This is a genomic window from Novosphingobium sp. PhB165, from assembly GCF_004341845.1.
GTDB lineage: Bacteria > Pseudomonadota > Alphaproteobacteria > Sphingomonadales > Sphingomonadaceae > Novosphingobium.
The window spans coordinates 476,743-496,178 of record NZ_SLVB01000004.1 but is presented as its reverse complement, the minus strand read 5'-3'; the positions used below and the strand labels follow the sequence as shown (position 1 = coordinate 496,178).

General features: G+C 65.4%; 21 protein-coding genes. 8 read left to right on the top strand and 13 right to left on the bottom strand.

The genetic code is table 11. The annotated features are described in order from the left end of the window. Positions 1-694 precede the first annotated feature (694 nt). The 4 genes from dnaA (at position 695) to EDF56_RS13885 (ending at position 4,915) form a co-directional block, all read left to right on the top strand. The gene (gene dnaA / locus EDF56_RS13900) at positions 695-2,128 is read left to right on the top strand and encodes a chromosomal replication initiator protein DnaA (protein WP_132388621.1); all 1,434 of its coding nucleotides are present in this window, start codon (positions 695-697) and stop codon (positions 2,126-2,128) included. A gap of 564 nt (positions 2,129-2,692) precedes the next feature. After that, positions 2,693-3,595 (top strand): GGDEF domain-containing protein, encoded by a 903-nt coding sequence (locus EDF56_RS13895; RefSeq protein ID WP_132388326.1) that lies wholly within the window; start codon positions 2,693-2,695, stop codon positions 3,593-3,595. Positions 3,596-3,702: 107 nt separating this feature from the next. Further along, positions 3,703-4,110, top strand: coding sequence for a DUF983 domain-containing protein (locus tag EDF56_RS13890; protein ID WP_132388324.1), 408 nt, complete (start codon positions 3,703-3,705; stop codon positions 4,108-4,110). A 7-nt stretch (positions 4,111-4,117) separates the two neighbouring features. Beyond that, on the top strand, positions 4,118-4,915 hold the full coding sequence (locus EDF56_RS13885; RefSeq protein WP_207904699.1) for a HesA/MoeB/ThiF family protein: 798 nt from the start codon (positions 4,118-4,120) through the stop codon (positions 4,913-4,915). Here EDF56_RS13885 and EDF56_RS13880 read toward each other — a convergent pair. Beyond that, positions 4,894-5,256 (bottom strand): GFA family protein, encoded by a 363-nt coding sequence (locus tag EDF56_RS13880; protein WP_243652587.1) that lies wholly within the window; start codon positions 5,254-5,256, stop codon positions 4,894-4,896. The two genes, EDF56_RS13885 and EDF56_RS13880, sit on opposite strands and share 22 nt — an antisense overlap. Next, positions 5,253-5,954: an NAD-dependent deacylase gene (locus EDF56_RS13875; protein WP_132388322.1), complete on the bottom strand. Its 702-nt coding sequence runs from the start codon at positions 5,952-5,954 to the stop codon at positions 5,253-5,255. The genes EDF56_RS13880 and EDF56_RS13875 overlap by 4 nt, the downstream gene beginning before the upstream one ends. Positions 5,955-6,101: 147 nt before the next feature. On the opposite strand from EDF56_RS13875, the gene dapB reads away from it, so the two are divergent. The 3 genes from dapB to EDF56_RS13860 are packed head-to-tail and all read left to right on the top strand — an operon-like array spanning position 6,102 to position 7,887. Then, entirely contained in the window at positions 6,102-6,827 is a 726-nt protein-coding gene (gene dapB / locus EDF56_RS13870) for a 4-hydroxy-tetrahydrodipicolinate reductase (protein WP_132388320.1), read from the top strand. Continuing rightward, positions 6,824-7,483: an endonuclease III gene (gene nth, locus EDF56_RS13865; protein WP_132388318.1), complete on the top strand. Its 660-nt coding sequence runs from the start codon at positions 6,824-6,826 to the stop codon at positions 7,481-7,483. Before dapB ends, nth begins: the two co-directional genes overlap by 4 nt. Positions 7,484-7,497: 14 nt before the next feature. Beyond that, entirely contained in the window at positions 7,498-7,887 is a 390-nt protein-coding gene (locus tag EDF56_RS13860) for a hypothetical protein (RefSeq protein ID WP_132388316.1), read from the top strand. Between the two features lie 147 nt (positions 7,888-8,034). Here EDF56_RS13860 and EDF56_RS13855 read toward each other — a convergent pair whose 3' ends face one another. Together EDF56_RS13855 and dapE are read right to left on the bottom strand one after the other, a co-directional pair. Beyond that, the gene (locus tag EDF56_RS13855) at positions 8,035-9,354 is read right to left on the bottom strand and encodes a dicarboxylate/amino acid:cation symporter (protein ID WP_132388314.1); all 1,320 of its coding nucleotides are present in this window, start codon (positions 9,352-9,354) and stop codon (positions 8,035-8,037) included. Positions 9,355-9,458: 104 nt separating this feature from the next. Next, the gene (gene dapE / locus EDF56_RS13850) at positions 9,459-10,604 is read right to left on the bottom strand and encodes a succinyl-diaminopimelate desuccinylase (RefSeq protein WP_132388312.1); all 1,146 of its coding nucleotides are present in this window, start codon (positions 10,602-10,604) and stop codon (positions 9,459-9,461) included. 68 nt (positions 10,605-10,672) lie between these two features. Between dapE and EDF56_RS13845 the strand changes: the two genes are divergently transcribed. Then, positions 10,673-11,137, top strand: coding sequence for a cupin domain-containing protein (locus EDF56_RS13845; RefSeq protein ID WP_132388310.1), 465 nt, complete (start codon positions 10,673-10,675; stop codon positions 11,135-11,137). Between the two features lie 172 nt (positions 11,138-11,309). On the opposite strand, the gene EDF56_RS13840 is transcribed toward EDF56_RS13845, so the two are convergent. The 9 genes from EDF56_RS13840 to EDF56_RS13800 all read right to left on the bottom strand — a co-directional run bounded on the left by EDF56_RS13840 (position 11,310) and on the right by EDF56_RS13800 (position 19,254). After that, positions 11,310-11,972 (bottom strand): glutathione S-transferase family protein, encoded by a 663-nt coding sequence (locus EDF56_RS13840; protein ID WP_132388308.1) that lies wholly within the window; start codon positions 11,970-11,972, stop codon positions 11,310-11,312. A 263-nt stretch (positions 11,973-12,235) separates the two neighbouring features. Then, a complete protein-coding gene (locus tag EDF56_RS13835) occupies positions 12,236-13,237 on the bottom strand; it encodes an inorganic phosphate transporter (RefSeq protein WP_132388306.1) in 1,002 nt (333 codons plus the stop codon). Positions 13,238-13,249: 12 nt separating this feature from the next. Further along, complete coding sequence (locus EDF56_RS13830; RefSeq protein WP_132388304.1) at positions 13,250-14,386, bottom strand: DUF47 family protein; 1,137 nt, start codon at positions 14,384-14,386, stop codon at positions 13,250-13,252. Between the two features lie 491 nt (positions 14,387-14,877). Continuing rightward, a complete protein-coding gene (yihA, locus tag EDF56_RS13825) occupies positions 14,878-15,525 on the bottom strand; it encodes a ribosome biogenesis GTP-binding protein YihA/YsxC (protein WP_132388302.1) in 648 nt (215 codons plus the stop codon). 4 nt (positions 15,526-15,529) lie between these two features. Then, positions 15,530-17,299, bottom strand: coding sequence for a membrane protein insertase YidC (yidC, locus tag EDF56_RS13820; RefSeq protein ID WP_132388300.1), 1,770 nt, complete (start codon positions 17,297-17,299; stop codon positions 15,530-15,532). A 58-nt stretch (positions 17,300-17,357) separates the two neighbouring features. Then, positions 17,358-17,585, bottom strand: coding sequence for a membrane protein insertion efficiency factor YidD (yidD, locus tag EDF56_RS13815; protein WP_132388615.1), 228 nt, complete (start codon positions 17,583-17,585; stop codon positions 17,358-17,360). A 14-nt stretch (positions 17,586-17,599) separates the two neighbouring features. Continuing rightward, on the bottom strand, positions 17,600-18,046 hold the full coding sequence (gene rnpA, locus EDF56_RS13810) for a ribonuclease P protein component (RefSeq protein WP_132388298.1): 447 nt from the start codon (positions 18,044-18,046) through the stop codon (positions 17,600-17,602). A 179-nt stretch (positions 18,047-18,225) separates the two neighbouring features. Continuing rightward, positions 18,226-18,360, bottom strand: coding sequence for a 50S ribosomal protein L34 (gene rpmH / locus EDF56_RS13805; protein WP_039388288.1), 135 nt, complete (start codon positions 18,358-18,360; stop codon positions 18,226-18,228). Between the two features lie 117 nt (positions 18,361-18,477). Beyond that, positions 18,478-19,254, bottom strand: a complete 777-nt coding sequence (locus EDF56_RS13800) for an alpha/beta hydrolase (RefSeq protein ID WP_132388296.1) — start codon at positions 19,252-19,254, stop codon at positions 18,478-18,480. Positions 19,255-19,436: the final 182 nt, after the last annotated feature.

The following is a 19,436-nucleotide window of genomic DNA, read 5'->3' as shown; positions in this document are numbered from 1 at the left end:
GGGCTAACCACAACATCCATCGGGTAGACAGGATCGGAACGCAGGGCCTCAAAACCCCGCGCACTGCTCCGCGCCCTTCACAATCCGCACGGAGACCCCATTTCCGAATCGGCACATTGCGTCGAATCGGTCCTTCCGCCTTTGCCGAGGGGACGGGTGTTCCTGAGTCGAATTCCGATTCGGCACACAGGAGCCTCACCTAGTACTTTCGGCCGAGTACGGAACAGGAACGAAATCGGGACCTCGACACCCGGCCCGAAGCCCCGCTTCGGACCCCGCGGAGGGGCCTGTGCAACGAAATGACGGAAACCTTACGATTCGCATGTGCGCATATGGGAACCGTTTGATTTCATTCATGAAAATTCTTTCATGACGGAAATTGGGCACTCCGAGACGAGTCAACAGGCATAATTTTTTTTATTTGGGGAGGATCGTATTGCACCGCGACCAAACCCGTTTCTAAAAGGGTCCTCGGCCGTTGCGGAACCGGCCGGGGAACATCAACAGCGACGAAGCACCCGCTGCAAACATGCGTTTGCGGTTGGGGATTTTTTTACGCCTGGTGGCGTGTCCTTTCCGGTTGCGCGCGGCCCATTCGGGGCAGCAGCCAACAAGGGGGGTTGGTTTTATGTCAGATACAGCAGGTCAAGGCGCTAACGGCGTGAGCAAGAAATCGAAGGCGGTAAAATTGGTGATGGAAGAGGATCAGGAAGCCGTGAATCTGGCGGCCGACTGGGCGGACATCAGCCAGGGCTTGCGCAAAGACCTCGGTCAGCAAGCGCACAGCCAGTGGATCAAGCCGATTCAGCCCGGCAATTATTGCAAGGAAACGGGAACGCTCGATCTCTATCTGCCCACCGAGTTCTCGGCGAACTGGGTGGCGGATCGTTTCGCGGACCGTCTCTCGCTGGCATGGAAGATCGCTCGTCCCGACGTGCGCCACGTGCGCATCCTCGTGCACCCGGGTCGTCGCCAGCTTCCCGAGCTGCGTCTGGGCGGTGGCGGCCGTCCGTCGAGCGCACCGGCCAATGATTCGGCGCAAGGTTCCGCCGATCCGATCTCGGTCGCACTGTCCGGCGAAGCTTTCGCCGCGCTGGGTCAGGGTCCTGCCGGCATCGATGCCTCGCAAACGTTCCAGACGTTCGTGACCGGCCAGTCCAACGTATTGGCCTGCAATGCCGCGCAGCGCATGTCGGCCACCGAATCGCCGCAGTTCTCGCCGCTTTACCTCAAGGCCGCCACCGGCCAGGGCAAGACGCACCTGCTGCACGCGATCGGCCACGCCTATCTCCAGCACCACCCGCATGCCCGGATCTTCTACTGCTCGGCAGAGCGCTTCATGGTCGAATTCGTCCAGGCGCTGCGCCAGAACCAGATGATCGAGTTCAAGTCGCGCCTGCGCGGCTTTGACCTGCTGCTGGTGGACGATATCCAGTTCATCATCGGCAAGGCATCGGCGCAGGAAGAACTGCTCTACACGATCGATGCGCTGCTTCAGGAAGGCAAGCGCCTGGTCTTCGCCGCCGACCGCGCGCCGCAGGCGCTCGACGGTGTCGAGCCGCGCCTGCTCTCGCGCCTGTCGATGGGCCTTGTCGCCGACATCCAGCCGGCCGACATCGAACTGCGCCGCTCGATCCTCGAAAACCGCCTGCACCGCTTCGCCTCGGTGGACGTGCCGTCGGACGTGATCGAGTTCCTTGCCCGCACCATCAACCGCAACGTGCGTGAACTGGTCGGCGGCCTGAACAAGCTGATCGCCTATGCCCAGCTCACGGGTCAGGCGGTTTCGCTCCAGCTGGCCGAGGAACAGCTTACCGACATCCTCTCGGCCAACCGCCGCCGCATCACGATCGACGAGATCCAGCGCACGGTCTGCCAGTTCTACCGGATCGACCGGACCGAGATGAGCTCCAAGCGCCGCGCCCGCGCGGTCGTGCGTCCGCGCCAGGTGGCGATGTATCTCGCCAAAGTGCTGACGCCGCGCTCGTATCCCGAGATCGGCCGCAAGTTCGGCGGGCGTGACCACTCGACGGTGATCCACGCGGTCCGCCTGATCGAGGAACTGCGCACGCGCGATGCCGACATGGACGGCGACGTCCGCTCGCTGCTGCGCCAGCTCGAATCCTGAGGGTTTCCCCGGGGGGCACCCCCGGGAACCCGCAGTACCATCCGCACGTTTTGCCTGCAGGGTCGCACCTTACCGCGCGTGGGAACCAGATCGGTTCCCACGCGCGGCGTCGTTTTGGGGTGGTGGAATGGTGCCGGGTGAGCCGCCATATTCGTACCCTCGTCGCCCTCGCGAAGGTGGGGCCCCCGCTTTTTCCTGACCTCTCGCCCCGCACAACAAAAGCGGGATCCCCGCCTTTGCGGGGATGACGGGTGTAAGTTGGCAGGTGTCATTCCCCCGGCCGCCATTCATCCTGAGCTAGTCGAGGATGGCAGTCTCGCGCCTTGCCCGCAGGGGCTTCGACAAGCTCAGCCTGAGCGGGATCGGGGGACTGGCGGGTTCCAGCGCATGAGGACGTTTCCCCTCCCACTCCGCTCATCCTGAGCTTGTCGAAGGATGTCAGCCCCACGCTTCCTCCGTCAAACCGACAATCCGCCCCTGTCGTAAAATCTTAACCATTAGATAAGGGTCTTCGCATAGCCTTCGTCATGACCGGGCTTCCCGGCTGCACGAGAGGGGCATGCGATGCGCTTCTACCGGGCTACATCCTTCCTGTTCCCGCGCCGCTACGAATGGCGCCTGCTGTTGGCGTGTCTGGCCGCCGTGCTGGTGCCCATGCTGGCCGTTGTGGCTTTCGCGGCAGCGACCGGACGGTGGGATCACGTGCTGCTGGCCGTCACATTCTGCGCCACCGTGCTGGGCGCCGCACTCGGACTGAGCGCCATCCATGCCCTTGTCACGCCGCTGCGCGAGGCCGTTGCCCTGCTCGCTGCCGCTCAGCGCGGTGAGCGGCTGGCGGGTATCCCGCGCGGCGGCAACGACACCGTTGGCCTGCTGCTCCAAAGCGTCGCCACGGCCGCCGCAACCGCCACGATCCGCGCCGGGCAACCGCTCGACGCAGCGCGGCGCGACCGGCTTACCGGGCTGCGCAATCGCCACGAATTCCTCGATTCGGCGGAGCGCGTGCTGGCCGGACAGGGCAATGCCGTGCTGGCCTTGATCGACATCGACCATTTCGCCTCGCTCTCCGGACGGTTCGGCCCCACCGCCGGCGACGCACTGCTGCGCGCGGTGGCCGGACGGATCGACGCCGGGATGCGCCGCACCGACCTTGTGGCCCGCTGGAGCGCCGAGGCCTTCGCTGTGATTCTGCCCGATACCCAGCTCGACGAAGCGCGGCTGGTGATGGAGCGGCTGCGCGCCAGCATCGCGCTGGACAGCGCGCTGGCCCGGACTCTGGCGCAGACTTTAGCCACCCCCGAACACGACGGGACGGAAGGCGAAGCCATTTCGGTCACCTTCTCCTGCGCCCTCGCCCCGCTGCGCAGCTTCGCGCAGCTTGGCGAGGCTACGCACCGCGCCGAATCGACATTGAGTGCCGCCCATAGCGTCGGCAGCAATCGGGTACGGATCGCCGGCAACGGCTAATCCGCACCCCCTTACCTGATGCGGGGGCGTCCCTCCCCACCCCCCACCGAACGCCCCCGCATCTTCGTTTTTGCGCTTTGCCCGCACGGCCCCGATGCTGTAGGCGCATGGCCATGACGCTTCCCGCCTCCTACTGGCAGGCCGCGCTGCGCGGCATACGCTGCCGCTGCCCGCGCTGCGGCGAGGGCCGGCTGTTCCGCAAGTGGCTGAAACCGCTGGAACGCTGCCCGGCCTGCATGGCCGATCTGACACCCCAGCGCGCGGACGACTTTCCCGCCTATATCGCGATGCTGGTGACCGGCCACCTGATGGCCCCACTGATCATCGCACTGTCCAGCGACTTCCAGTTGGGCCCGGCGGCGATCTTCGCGATCGTGGTCCCGGTGGCACTGGTGATGATGCTGGGCATGCTCCAGCCCGCCAAGGGCGCGGTGATCGCCACCCAGTGGTGGTTCGGCATGCATGGCTTCGTGAAGGAGCGGCTGCCGGCGACACCCGGAACCACACAGGAATGATGCAGCAATGACTTTGGCACCCGATCGCCTTGCGCGTTTCGCGCGGCATATCGTGCTTCCCGAAGTCGGCGGCACGGGCCAGGTCGCGCTGGCCGATGCGCATGTGGTGCTCGTCGGCTGCGGCGGGATCGGCAGCCCAGCTCTCCAGTATCTCGCCGCAGCCGGGATAGGACGGCTGACGCTGATTGACGACGACACGGTGGACGTCAGCAATCTGCAACGTCAGACGATTTATACGCCATCGGATATCGGCAAGCCTAAGGCGGAAGCGGCAGCCGAATGGGTGCGGCGCTTTGATATTGGCCTTGAGGTTGTGCCGCATGTAACGCGTCTCGGGGAAGACAACGCGGCAGAGATTCTCTTCGGCGCGAGCGTGGTACTTGACGGGTGTGACAACTTCGCGACTCGCCTGCGTGTGTCAGACAGCTGTATTAAACTGGGCATTCCCCTCACGAGCGCGGCGGTTGGTCGCTTTCAGGGGCAGGTCGCCAACTTCGCCGGGCACCTGCCGGACCATGCCTGCTACCGCTGCTTCGTGGGCGATGCCTTCGATGCGCAGGACTGCGATACCTGCGCGGCCGACGGCGTGCTGGGCGCGATGGTCGGCATGGTCGGCACGTTCGCGGCGATGCATGCCATGCGCGTGGTCATGGCCGGCCACGCCGCGCTGGGCGATCCGCAATATGGCACGCTGCATCTGATCGACGGCTTGGCGCCTTCGATGCGGCCGCTCAGGATCGCCAAGGATCCCGGCTGCCACGCCTGCGGGGTTCAGGCCCCCGTTCAAGCCGATCTGCCGTCGTAAGCATAGACGGACAGGCTCTCCAGCAATTCGGGCGCGAACAGGCGCATGTTCACGCCCATCCGGTCCCGCGCCGCGTCCACGGCGCTCCAGTGCGTGGTGCAGCCGCAGTGGGGGCAGTGCCAGAAAGTCCGCACCCGATCGCCCGTTTGATAGCCGCTGAGCGGGCCGTCGATCCGCACGTTCGACGGACTGTGATAGGACCACAGCGTCCCCAGTCGGCGGCACACCGAGCAATTGCAATCGCAGACTTCGCGCGGCGTCTCGGCCAGTTCCAGCGTGACCGCGCCGCAATGGCAACTGCCGCGATGGGCCATCGGATTTCGAGTGGCGTCCGCGGTCATGGCCTGAGAATCTCTTCCACCCATGCCGGAACCACTTCGGTTGCCGGGCCGTGCCGCGCCTCGTCGAACCAGCCGGTGCCCTGGCTGGGCTCCAGATTGAGTTCGAGCGTCGCCGCGCCAAGGTCGCGCGCATTGCGTACGAAGCCCGCCGCCGGATAGACCGCGCCCGAGGTGCCGATCGAGACGAACAGGTCCGCCTCCCGCAAGGCGTCGTAGATCGCATCCATGTGGTAGGGCATCTCGCCGAACCAGACGACATCGGGGCGCAGCGCCGCCTTGCCGCATTCGGGGCAGGCCGGACGGTCGATCAGAGTGCCCGTCCAGCGCGAGCGCACGTCGCAGGCGGTGCACCAGGCATTGAGATGCTCACCGTGCATGTGGAGCACGCGCGAGGCGCCCGCCCGTTCGTGAAGATCGTCTATGTTCTGGGTGACGATCAGCAGATCGCCCTCCCACTCGCGGTCAAGCCGGGCCAGCGCGTGGTGCGCGGCATTGGGCGCCTTGGTCTGGATCGCCTCGCGCCGCATGTCGTAGAAGCGCAGCACGAGATCGGGATCGCGCTCGAAAGCCTCGGGCGTGGCCACGTCCTCGACACGGTGCTGCTCCCATAGCCCGCCGCCGTCCCGGAAGGTGTCGATGCCGCTTTCGGCCGACACACCCGCGCCGGTGAGGATGACGATATTGCGGAGTACCGACACGGCTTGCCTTTCCCGTCTCCCCGAACCGTCCGCCCCTGCTCGGGACAGGCTTGTTTCGGGGTTCATTGTGCGCCATTCGCTGCCCGGTGTTTGGGGCACGATGGATGCTGAAACAAGTTCGGCATGACGGCTCCTGGAGACAGTGACGTGGCACGAATCGGAATTATCGGCAGCGAAGGCCGCATGGGACGCGCGATTGCGGAGGCCATTGCGGCGGCGGGCGAGGAATTCGTCGGCGGCGTGGACCGCGACGGCGACGTGGCGGCACTGGCCGCGCATTCGGACGTGCTGATCGATTTCTCGAGCCCGGTCGCGCTGGAAGCCAACCTCGATGCGGCGGTCGATGCGGGCATTCCCATCGTCGTCGGCACCACCGGCCTTGAGGAACGCCACCACTGGCTGATCGATTCGGCCGCGCAGCACATTCCCGTGCTCCAGACCGGCAACACCTCGCTGGGCGTCACCCTGCTTGCCCACCTCGTGCGCGAAGCCGCCAGCAAGCTGGCCGAGGACTGGGATATCGAGATCGTCGAGACCCACCACCGCATGAAGGTGGACGCTCCCTCCGGCACCGCGCTGCTGCTGGGTGACGCCGCCGCCAAGGGCCGTGAGGTCAGCCTGTCGAACGCCGCCCGCGCCCGCGACGGCATCACCGGCAAGCGCGAGGCGGGCACCATCGGTTTCGCGGCCCTGCGCGGCGGCTCCGTGGCGGGCGACCACACCGTGCACTTCCTGGCCGATGGCGAGCGTCTCTCGTTCTCGCACCTTGCCGAGAACCGCACGATCTTCGCCAAGGGCGCGGTCAAGGCGGCGCAATGGCTGAAGGACAAGCACGCGGGCCGCTACACCATGCCCGAGGTGCTGGACCTTTGAACAAGGCCGCAATCTTCGAATTCTTCCGCCGTCTCGCCGAGCTTAACCCCTCGCCCGAGACGGAGCTGGAATTCGGCAACAATTACCAGTTGCTCGTCGCCGTGGTGCTCTCCGCGCAGTCGACCGACGTCGGCGTCAACAAGGCGACGCGGGCGCTGTTTCGCGAGGTGAAGAGCCCCGCGCAGATGGTCGAACTGGGCGAAGAGGGCCTGAAGGAGCACATCAAGACCATCGGCCTGTTCAATTCCAAAGCCAAGAACGTCATCGCGCTCTCGCAGATTCTCGTCGATCGTTATGACGGCGAAGTCCCCGAAGACCGCGACGCGCTGGTCGAACTGCCCGGCGTCGGGCGCAAGACCGCCAACGTGGTGATGAACTGCGCCTTCGGTGCGGAGACTTTCGCGGTCGACACCCATATCTTCCGCGTCGGCAACCGCACCGGCATTGCCAAGGGCAAGACTCCGCTGGCGGTGGAGAAGCAGCTCGAAAAGCGCGTGCCGCAGCCGTTCCGCGTGGGATCGCACCACTGGATGATCCTGCACGGCCGCTACATCTGCAAGGCGCGTACGCCGGAGTGCTGGCGCTGCCCGGTCGTTGACTTGTGCGATTACAAGGACAAGATCATGGAGAAGGGAGCCGCTCGCAAGGCTGCCTGATCAGGAGGATGTCCATGGTTCGCCGTAACGTCGCCTTCGCCCTCATGCCGCTCACGCTCATGGCCTGCACCAAGCAGGAACCCCAGACCCCGCCGCCGGTCAGCCCGGCCGCCGAAGTGGTCGGCCCCGCGCAGGACTGCCTGCCGCTCAGCCAGTTCTCCAACACCAATATCCGCGACGACTGGACCATCGACTTCATCGGCGCCGGCAACCGCGTCTGGCGCGTGACGCTGCCGAACCGCTGCCCGGGCCTGCGCTCGGCCGGAACCTTCACTTATTCGACGTCGCTGTCGCAGCTTTGCCGGCAGGACATCATCTTCCCGCTCAACCGCGTGGGCAGCGGATTCCAGCGCGGCGCGGGCTGCGGGCTGGCGCCGTTCACGCCGGTCCGGCTGATCCGCTAACCGTTCCGGTGTCCTCCCCTGCAAGGGGAGGTGGCAGCGCCCATCCCATATCGGGGCGCTGACGGAGGGGTGTCCACGCTGGCGGTGACACCCCTCCACCACCCTTCGGGCGGTTCCCCTCCCCTCGCAGGGGAGGAATTTAGGCCATCAGCTGTCGTACTGCTCGGGATCGATATTGAGCCCGTGGCGCCCTTCGGACGAGGTGCGCGTCGGTGCCCGGGGCATCGGCTCCTCGGGATCGACCAGCGGCTGAAGCATGCCTTCGCTGCGGGTAATTACCGCCGTGGCGACCGCGTTGCCGACGACATTGGTGGCTGAGCGGCCCATGTCGAGGAAGGTGTCGATGCCCAGCAGCAGCGCGATGCCTTCGACCGGCAGGCCGAACTGCGTGAGCGTGGCGGCAATCACCACGAGGCTGGCGCGCGGCACCCCGGCGATACCCTTCGAACTGACCATCAGCGTCAGCAGCATCAGGATCTGCGTGCCGATGGGCACATGGATGCCATAGGCCTGCGCGATGAAGATCGTCGCGAAGCTCATGTAGATCATCGAGCCGTCGAGGTTGAAGCTGTACCCCATCGGCAGGATGAAGCCCGAAATCCGGCGCGGCACGCCGAAACGGTCAAGCTGTTCGAACAGCTTGGGCAGGCTTGCCTCGGAAGACGCGGTCGAGAAGCTCAGCAGCAGCGGCTCGCGGATATAGCGGAACAGCGTGATGACCCGCCCGCGCAGGAACACCGCGCCCACCACGAACAGCAGCAGCCACAACAGCAGCATCGCGAAGTAGAACTCGCTGACCAGCACGCCGTACGTCACGACGATGCCAAGCCCGCGCGTGCCGATCACGCTGGCAAGCGCGCCGAACACCGCGAACGGCGCAAAGCGCATCACGTAGTCGGTGATCTGGAGCATCAGCTCGGACAGCGCCTCGCTGACCTTGACGATGATCGCGCCCTTCTCGCCAATGGCAGTGAGGCCGACGCCGACGAACAGAGAGAAGACGAGGATTTGCAGGATGTTGTTCTGCGCCATCGCGTCGACGGCGCTGCTCGGGAAGATTTCGAGGATGAAGTGGCGCAGCGTCAGCTCGCCCGTCTCCAGCTTGCCAAGGTCGGCCCGGGTCTCGAAGCCGACGCCGACGCCGGGCTTGAACAGGTTGACCAGCAGCAGGCCGAGCGCGAGCGAGATCAGGCTGGCCGAAATGAACCAGGCCAGCGCCTTGCCGCCGATACGGCCGAGCGCGGCGCTGTCACCCATGCCCGAGATACCGGTGACGATGGTGGCGAAGACCAGCGGCGCGATGATCATCTTGATCATCTTCAGGAACACATCGGGCAGCAGCTTGAAGTAATCAGCCCACTGATCGAGGCGCGGATCGCCCGCCGGCAGGGAAGCATGGAGCGCCCAGCCCACGGCGATGCCCAGCACCATGCCGATAATGATATAAAGCGTCAGGCGCCTGCCCATTCCCACCTCGCAATAAAATTGCTTGTGAGACTAACAGCGTAACCCGCCCGGTCAACGCCGGGCGCGCCCATATTCTTGATGTTTTACGCCGAAATCAGCGGGAGTCAGCGCGTTAGCGCGGCGTCCAGCACGCGCCGGTAGATGCGCACCAGCCCTTCGAGATCGGCAATCGCCACTGCCTCGTCGCGCTTGTGCATCGTCGCGTTGCACAGGCCGAACTCGATCACCGGCGAGAGGTCCTTGAGGAAGCGCGCATCGGACGTGCCGCCGCTGGTCGAAAGCTCCGGCTCCACGCCGGTCTCAGCGCGGATGGCCTCGGCCAGCAGGGTGGAGAACGGGCCGGGCGCGGTCAGGAACGCCTCGCCCGAGATCACCGGGCGGGAAGTGCCGCCGTGGCGCTCGGCAATCTCGGTCACGCGCGCGGACAGGCCCTCGCCGGTGTGCAGGTCGTTGAAGCGGATCGAGATGCGGGCCGAGGCCTTGGCCGGGATCACATTGGTGGCCGGGTTGCCGACGGTGAGATCGGTGACTTCGAGGTTGCTCGCCTGGAACCAGTCAGTCCCTTCGTCCAGCACGATGGCATCGAGTTCGGCCAGCATGGCGACCAGCTTGGTGATAGGGTTGTCGGCCAGATGCGGATAGGCGACGTGGCCCTGCACGCCTTCGACTTCGAGCCAGATGTTCACCGAACCGCGACGGCCGATCTTCATCATGTCGCCCAGCCGGTTGACCGAGGTGGGCTCGCCGACAAGGCAGAGGTCCGGGATCGCGCCGACCGCGCGCATATGGTCGATCAGCGCCAGCGTGCCGTAGCGCGCGGGGCCTTCCTCGTCGCCGGTGATGACGAAGCTGACCGTGCCCGCCTCGACCGGGAGATCCGCGACGGCGGCGACCATGGCGGCGATGGAGCCCTTCATGTCGACCGCGCCGCGACCATAGAGCAGATCGCCCCTGATCTCGGGTGCGAAGGCACCGCTGGCCCAGCCCTCGCCCGGCTGCACCACGTCAAGGTGACCGGCGAAGGCGAAGTGGCGCGAACCCTCGGGGCCCTTGCGGATGGCGAACAGGTTCTCGACCGGGCCGTCCGGCGCCTCGCCCGAGATGGCGCGGTGCACATGGAAACCGAGCGGCGTCAGTTGCGCTTCCAGGCAATCGAACACCGTGCCGGTGGCGGGTGTGACGCTGGGGCAGGCGATCAGCGCTTGGGCAAGCGCGACGACATCGGCGGTGGTCTGCACGGTCTCGGTCATGCCGGCGCCATTGCACAGGTCGGCGCGCAAGACCATAGCTTGGGGACAGGCTCGCGATGGAGGGACAGATGCCGAAGATCGATATCGACGCTATCGCACCGTCGAATGGCACCGGCTATCCAGCGCCATTCGACCAACCGGTGAAGGGCCGCTGGTGGCGGCGGCTGGCGCCGGCGGGCGGGCTTACCGAAATGGATGCGAGCCACGTGGTGATGAAACCCGGCGCGTGGTCCAGCCAGCGCCACTGGCATGACGACGAGGACGAGCTGCTGGTGATGCTCTCCGGCGAGGCCGTGTTGGTGGAGGATGACGGCCGCACGGTGCTGCGCCCGGGGGATGTCTGCGCCTGGCCCAAGGGCGTCGCGAACGGCCATCACCTGATCAACGAGAGCGACGCGGACTGTGTGTTCGTCGCCATCGGCGCGGGCAATCGCGATGGCTCGGGCGCCTATTCGGACATCGACATGAAGTTCGAAGGCGACGGGTATTTCCACAAGGACGGCACGCCGTATCCTACCGACGGGATCCGCTAGGCGCGCGTTCTCCTGAGTGCCGAGGGCATAATGCCCGACACTCACGAAGGCGGGGATCCCGCTTGTTTTTCGGCCCCCGCTACGGCTCAAGAAAAGCGGGGCCCCCCGCCTGCGCGGGGGCGACGAGTGTGTTTTGGGAACCGGAGTTGCTACCGGTCAATGGCGGCCGAGGTTACCTTATCGGCGCTTCGAATTGCTCGATCACCCATTCCTCGGTCTGGGCGGCGTTGATCCACTGCTGCATCCACTCGTGCTCCCAGACGGCCTCCATATAGGCCACCGCGAAGCCGGGCACGCCGATGCCATAGGTCAGGAACCGGCTGACGATGGGCGCGTAGAACACGTCGGCAGCGCTGAAGGTGCCGAACAGGAACGGCCCGCCCCGCCCGAACCGTGCGCGCGCCTCGGCCCAGAGCGTGAGGATGCGCACCACGTCGGCGCGCACGTCGTCATCCGGCACCATGCCTTCGACGCGCATGCGGATATTCATCGGACAAGCGCGGCGCAGTGCGAAGAAGCTGGAATGCATCTCCGCCACCATCGAGCGCGCCATGGCGCGGGCATCGTCGCCCTTGGGCCAGAAGCGGTCGCGCCCGACTTTGTCGGCAAGGTATTCGACGATCGCCAGACTGTCCCACACCACGGCGTCGCCGTCCCACAGGATCGGTACTTTGCCGTGGCTGGGTGCGAGGTCGTTGGAACTGCGCTGGGCGTCCCATTCGTCGCCATAGAGCGGGACGGTGATCTCCTCGAAATGGAGCCCCGACTGCTTGCAGGCCAGCCAGCCGCGCAGCGACCAGCTGGAGTAGTTCTTATTGCCGATAATCAGCTTCACTTACGCGGATTCCCCATAAGTCCAAGCCCGGGGACTATCGGTTCAGGCGCGACAAGTCGAGAATGAACGGCGTCGCAGAATGTAACTGCCGCCGAGTGCGCTCCCCCGAAATGCCTCAAATGGTTCGCGCGGAGGCGCGGAGACGCGGAGGAACTGGCGCTGCCAATCTGGCCTTGGATCAGATCGCAAAGAACGGGCGCATCGAAGGCAGCTACGCCGCTTTCAATTCTCCGCGCCTCCGCGCGAAACCCTTTTTGAGGGCCTCAGAACAACCGCGTGATCTCGTAGAACAGCGCACCGACAACCGCGCTGGCCGGGATCGTCACAAACCACGCCACGATCACGCGGCTGGCGACCGACCAGCGAACCGCGCTGGCGCGGCGGGCCGCGCCGGTGCCGACGACGGCGCCGGTGATCGCATGAGTGGTCGAAACCGGAATGCCCATGGCGCTCGCGCCGAACACCACGATGGCGCCCGCGGTCGAAGCGCAGAAACCCGAGTGGTGATTGAGCTTGGTGAGCTTGGAGCCCATCGTCTTGATGATCTTCCACCCGCCCGAAAGCGTGCCGAGCGAGATCGCCGTGTAGCAGCCGATCACCACCCATTCGGGGACGTGGAAGCCGCCCTCAAGGTGCCCGGTCGAGTAGAGCAGTACGGCGATGATGCCCATCGTCTTCTGCGCGTCGTTGCCGCCGTGGCTGATCGAGTAGGCGGCGGACGAGAACAGGTGGAGCGTCTTGAAGATGCCGTTGGACTGGCGCGGCGTCGTTCCCCGGAACAGCCACGAAGTCAGCAGCATCATCAGCATCGCGATCACGAAGCCCAGCAGCGGCGAGGCGATGATGGCGATCAGCGTCTTCACCGTGCCGTCTGCCTCGACCACACCCGGGCCCGCCGCGACGACGCCCGCGCCCAGCAGTCCGCCGATCAGCGCATGGCTGGACGACGAAGGGATGCCCTTGATCCAGGTCAGCACGTTCCAGAACATCGCGCCCACCAAGGCGCCGAACACCACGGATGGCGTCACCGCGTCCTTGTTGATGATGCCCTTGCCCACCGTCTCGGCGACATGGAGGCCCATGATCCAGTAGGCGGCGAAGTTGCCGAAAGCGGCGAACAGCACCGCCACCACCGGCGAGAGCAGGCGCGTGGCGACGACCGTGGCGATGGCGTTGGCAGCGTCGTGCAACCCGTTCAGGAAGTCGAACGCCAGCGCGAGCGCGACGAGGCCGATCAGCAGCGGCAGGGCAAGCGTGTGTTCCATCGAAAGGGCAGCTTAGGCGTGATCGATCACGAGACCATCGATCTCGTTCGCCACGTCCTCGAATCGGTCGACCACGCGCTCCAGCCGCTTGAACATCTCCTGGCGGACGATGAAGTGCAGCGCATCCTTGCCCGAATCCGCCTTGAACACGCGCTTGAGACCGGCGGCATGGATCTCGTCCGCATGGCCTTCCATGCGCACGAGGCGCTCTGTCAGTTCGTGCAGGCGGTGGCCGTTGTCGGCGATCTTGCGCAGCAGCGGCATGATTTCGGCGGTGAGGCGCGCGGCATCGACGATGATCGCGGCCATGTCGATCATCTCGGGCTCGAACTCGGTGACCTCATAGAGATTCACCGCGCTGGCCACTTGCTGCATCTCGTCGATGGCATCGTCCATCGTCGTGATCAGGCTGGTGATCGACGAACGATCGAACGGCGTCAGGAAGGTGCGGCGCACCGTCTGGAGCACTTCGCGGGTGATATTGTCCGCATCGTGTTCGCGCTCGCTGATCTCGCGAATGTGCTGCGCGCGGCCCGGGCCGCCCTGCGCCAGACGCGCAAGGGCATCGGCCCCGGCCACCAGCGTTGCGGCCTGCTGTTCGAACAGATCGAAGAAATTGCCCTGCTGCGGAAGCAGCTTCTGGAACCAGGCAAACATCGTATTGACCCCTGTCTTGTCGGCCATCCTGTCGGCCATCACGCTCAGGAGGCGTGCGGGACTGGCGGCGGCGCGGAACTCACGCGCGCCAAATGAACGGATCAGCGCGCGAAGGTCCTCTTCGTCGACCGCCTTAGCCGCCTCTGCCAGAGAGAACCAGCGGCGTTCGCGCTGATGTTGTTCGTCCCAGGTATCGAGTTCCTCGGTGACGGCGAACGGGAACACGTCCACGTCGGCCCAGACCGAGGCGCCCGAGGCGCGCTGCTTGCGATAGCGATAGGATCCCAGCGGGATCGGACAGGCCGCGCCGAGCACGCCGGCCTCTTCCTCCGCCTCTGCGGCGGCGGCGGCGTGGGGCAAGTAGCCCTTCATCAGCCCACCCTTGGGAATGACCCAACGGCGCGAACTGCGCGAGGTAATCAGCAGAATCTGGATCGGTGCGTCGACGGCGGGGCCGACGGTACGATAGGGAAGAACGGCGATCTGGCGCATGGCGAGTCTCCTTTCTTCTCTTGACGCGACCGCGTGCCCCCTAGGGGAAGCGAGCCGGTCACGCAATCGTCACATAGATGGATTTCCGGGATGGATCCGGTGTGCGCCGGGATCACGCCGGGCGGGAGCGGTCCGCAAACGCCGATGGTGACAGGTGAATGCGATAGTATGGTGACGGTGCAGCGCGATTGGTTACGGCGCAGGCCGCTGAGGGGAAACGGAAAGGTGGGGTGGAGGCCTGATGCTTTACGCCTGCCCCACGCCCCTCACTCCGAGCGCCTCGTCCCTAAGGCACCTTGATACCCGCGAAGCTCACGTGAAACCGCGCCATCACCCAAAACACCTCGTCGCCCCCGCGAAGGCGGGGGCCCCGCTTCCTTTTCGCCCCGCTCGCCAAGAACAAGCGGGGTCCCCGCCTTCGCGGGGACGACGGGAGGATGCGTCTGGAAGAGAAACCGAATGAAAACGGCCGGGCGCAAGGCCCGGCCCATTCAGATCAGCGAATCGGACAAAACCGCGCCGCGCAGCTCGGCAATGCCGAGGCCCTTTTCGGACGAGGTGATATGCACTTCGGGATAGGCGGCCGGGTGCTTGCGCGCTTCGGCCACGGTCTCGGCATAGACCTTATCCAGCTCGGTCGCCTTGATCTTGTCCGCCTTGGTGAGGACGATGCGGTAACCGACAGCAGCCTCGTCCAGCATCTTCATCATGTCGGCATCGACCGCCTTCACGCCGTGGCGCGAATCGACCAGCAACAGCGTGCGCTTCAGCTCCACGCGGCCGCGCAGATAGTCGCGGATCAGGCGGCGCCAGGTTTCAACCACCGAGGGCGGGGCCTTGGCGAAGCCATAGCCCGGCATGTCGACCAGCCGGAACTGGAGCGGCTCGCCCACGTCGAAGAAGTTCAGTTCCTGCGTACGGCCCGGCGTCACCGAAGTCCGCGCGATCGCCTTGCGGCCGGTCAGCGCATTCAGCAGCGAGGACTTGCCGACGTTCGAGCGGCCGCAGAACGCGATCTCGGGCACGTCCGGGTCCGGCAGGAACTTGAGCGCGGGCGCGCTCTTCAGGAACGTCACCGGTCCTGAAAAGAGCTTGCGCGCCTGCTCGACGATGTCTTCGTTTTCGGTTTCACCCGTCATCAAATCAGGCCTTCTTCTCGCGCTCGAGAGCACGCGCCTTGTCCTGGGCTTCCTTCTCCTGCTGCGCCTTGAGCTGCGGATGCATCACGTAGAGCAGCTTCTGCTGACCGATCGCGAGCAGGTTGGAGGTGATCCAGTAAACCAGCAGGCCCGAAGCGAACGGCGCCATGATGAACATCATGAACCAGGGCATCAGGGCGAAGACCTGCTGCTGCGCGGGGTCCATCTGCTGCGGGTTCAGCTTGAACTGCAGGTACATGGTGACGCCCAGCAGCAGTGCCAGAATGCCGATGCCAAGGAAGGCCGGGGGCGTGAAGGGCAGCAGGCCGAACAGGTTGACGATGTGCAGCGGATCGGGCGCCGAAAGGTCCTTGATCCACAGCACGAAGGGCTGGTGACGCATCTCGATCGCAAGGTTGAGCACCTTGTAGAGCGCGAAGAACACCGGAACCTGCAGGAACATGGGGAGGCAGCCGGCAAGCGGGTTTACCTTCTCCTCCTTGTACAGCTTCATGATCTCAAGCTGCTGCTTTTCCTTGTCGTCCTTGTAGCGCTCTTGCAGCGCCTTCATCTTCGGCTGGATCGCACGCATCGCGGCCATCGAGGCGAAGCCGCGCTGGGCAACCGGGAACATGATGCCGCGCACGATGGCGGTCAGCAGGATGATGGCGACGCCGAAGTTGCCGGTGATCGCGAAGAGCTTCACCAGAAGCCAGAAGATCGGCTTTTCGAACCAGCGGAACCAGCCCCAGTCGATCGCGAGGCCGAAGTTGGTGACGCCCTGCTGTTCATAGGCGTTGAGCACGGCGTGCTCCTTGGCGCCGGCGAACAGCTTGGTTTCGCGCGTCAGGGTCTGGCCGGGCTGGATCACGCTCTGCTCGAACACGGCATCGGCGCGGAAGATCTGGTTGCCGAGCGAACGGAACGAACCGGTCGCCTTGGCGCCGACGGGGATCACGGCCGACATCCAGTAGACGTCGGTGAAGCCGATCCAGTCGACATTGCCGGTCGGGCTCTGCGGGCCTGCCTTCAGCAGGTCGTCGTACTTGGGGCCGAACTCGACCGAGCCGTCGAACGCGCCGATACCGCCGGTGCGCAGCGTCCAGGCGTACTGGGCGGCGGTGCGGTTGGTGCGGTTGACGAAGGCGAAGGGCTGCACGGTAACGGCCGAGGCACCCTTGTTCATCACCTGCTGGTCGGCGGTGATCATGTAATTGTCGTCGACCTTGAAGGTCAGCGCGAAGACCTGGCCCTGGCCGTTGTCCCAGGTGAGCGTGACCGGCGTGGTCGGCGTCAGCTTGGCACCGGCGGGCGCGGTCCAGACAGTGGAGGCGCTCGGCGCGGGAACGCCCTGCCCCAGCCAGCCGAACTGCGCATAGTGCTGCGCCGGCGTGCCCGAGGGCGAGAACATGCGGACCGGGCCCGAATCCTTCTGCACTGTCTCACGGTGGCGATTGAGCACGAGGTCATCGAGCAGCGCGCCGTTGAGGTTGATCGAGCCCGAAACGCCCGGCGCCTGGATCGGCACGCGGCCGCCCGTGGTCAGCGCGGACTTCAGGTCCTGCCGTTCCAGCGCGACGTCGGTCGGGTCAAGCAGGCCGCCCTCACGGGTCGGCTTGATGCCGCTGGCGGGCGCGGGCGGTGCCGCCTGCTGCTCGGTCTGGACCGGGGGCTTGTTGGCGTTCGGATAGAAGTAACGGACGCCGGCTTCCCAGCCGAAGAGCACGAGCGCGGTCAGGACGACCGCCAGAATAATGTTGCGCTGCTTTTCCACCAAGGCTTTCCTGTCGTAATCCCGTCAGTGGCAGCGGCAGGCGCTGCCTCTATTCATCTCAGTCCGGCACCGGGTCGTAGCCGTGCCCACCCCAAGGCTGGCAGCGCAATAGACGCTTGAACGCCAGCCAGCCACCCTTAATCGCACCGTGCTTGCGGACCGCCACGATCGCATACTGCGAGCAGGACGGCGAGTAGCGGCAGGACGGCGGCAGGACCCGCGAAGGGCCGATCTGCCAGGCCCGGGCGATGCCGATCAGCAACAATCCGGGAACCCGGGCGAGCAAGGCGAACGCCTTGTTCACGTGGCCGATTTATCCGATTGCGGCGCTTTATTCGGGCCAGATTTGTCCGGCTTGCCGGAACGCTTGCCGCCCCGGTTCTTGCCGCGTGCATTTCTGGGCGGATCGCCCTTGCCCGCCTGCGCACGCCCCAATGCCGCCACCAGTTCGTCGCGCAGGAGCGCGAAATCGCGCTCCACGCCGTTCTCGCGGCCGATCAGGACATGGTCGGTGTCGGCAAGGCCATGCTCGGGCAGCAGCTCGCGCAGCAGCGCCCGGAAGCGCCGCTTCATGCGGTTGCGCACGACGGCATTGCCGATCTTCTTGGTAACCGTGATCCCGGCGCGCTGTCCCTGCCCGTCGTTGGGCCTGGCCAGCAGCACGAATCCCGGCCGCGCCACGCGCAGCCCCGCATTGGCGGCAACGAAGTCCGCCCGGCGGGTCATTATGGCGTAGGCAGCAGTCATGTCAGCCCGGCAGATAGGGAGCGGAGCGACGGACTGCAAATGCACCGACGGCGATCAGGCCGGGCACAAACAGCGGCGGCCCGTGCCGCCACCCGATTCCTCGCTCCGCACGGGGCATGCGACGAATCGGATGGCGGCACGGGCCGGTGCCGCATCCAGCCGTGAGGCCGGAAGTGGTCTTAGGCCGACAGCTTCTTGCGGCCGCGAGCGCGGCGCGCACGAAGCACCTTGCGGCCACCGACAGTCGCCGTGCGGGCGCGGAAGCCGTGACGGCGGGCGCGGACAAGGCGGCTGGGCTGGAAAGTGCGCTTCATGACGGTCCTCGAAAATTCGAATAAAAAGGGCCGTCCACACAGGATGACCACAGAACAGACGGCGCCGTTACTGGAGCGCTGGCGGCGAGTCAAGGATTCGCGAACGAACAAGGCGATTCATGCGCCCGGTCCCGTAACCTCGCGATCGAGCGGCACCCACCGCCCCATTTCGGCGGATCCGAACCACAACGCCGATTCGAAGGGCACCGAATTGGTCATGGCATAGAATGCCCGGGCTTCTCCGGCATCCATGCCCATCTGGCGATAATAGTCCAGATAGCGCCGGTTTTCGGGCGAATCCGCCGCATAGTCGCCGGCCTCATGCCCCGAATCGTCGATCCACGAATGGACCGCGAATTCCGCGCCGGGATCGGCGTAGCGATGCGCCCCGGCCAGAAACAGCTCGACCGCGCCGGAGCGCACGGAGCCGCCATCCGGGACATGTGTGGCGATTCCCCGGGCGCGAATCATCCGCCCGAGCCGCAAATTGGCCAGATCGTCCTCGGTGCCCGGGCACTCGATCATCTCAAGCTCGGCAATCACCGGCCAGTCCCGCAGCATCGCCGCGAACCGTTCGGGGCTACGCGAATCGGTCACGCCCACAAGCGCGGCATGGTGCGCATCGACCACCCGGAACGGACCGTAAGCGGCAATGCCCTTGGGAATCGGCGCAGGCGACGCCTGCTGCCAGCCGCTATCGACCAGTCGCTCACCACCGGCAGGGACGGATTCGACCGCGATGCCGCCCACCGGCTCCTGCACATAGCCGGGTTCTTCGAAGATCACCGTCTCATAGGCGATCGCCTGCCCCGCCTCCTGCGAAAACGCAGATGCGGGAGCCAGCGGCAGCAGGGCCAGCAGCGGAACAGACAAGGCAGCGGCGAAAATACGCATGCGATGAGACTGCGGCGCAAGTCATTACCCAAGCCGTGAGACTTGCGGTTAAAACGATGTAAGGATTGGCCTGAGTAGCGCTTTGCATATCGACAGCGCCTGTCAGCGATGTCACTCCCGACAAGTACTCAATTCGCCCGTCATTAATCCTGAGAGCCGGTACTCCCAAAACTAAGGGTCCT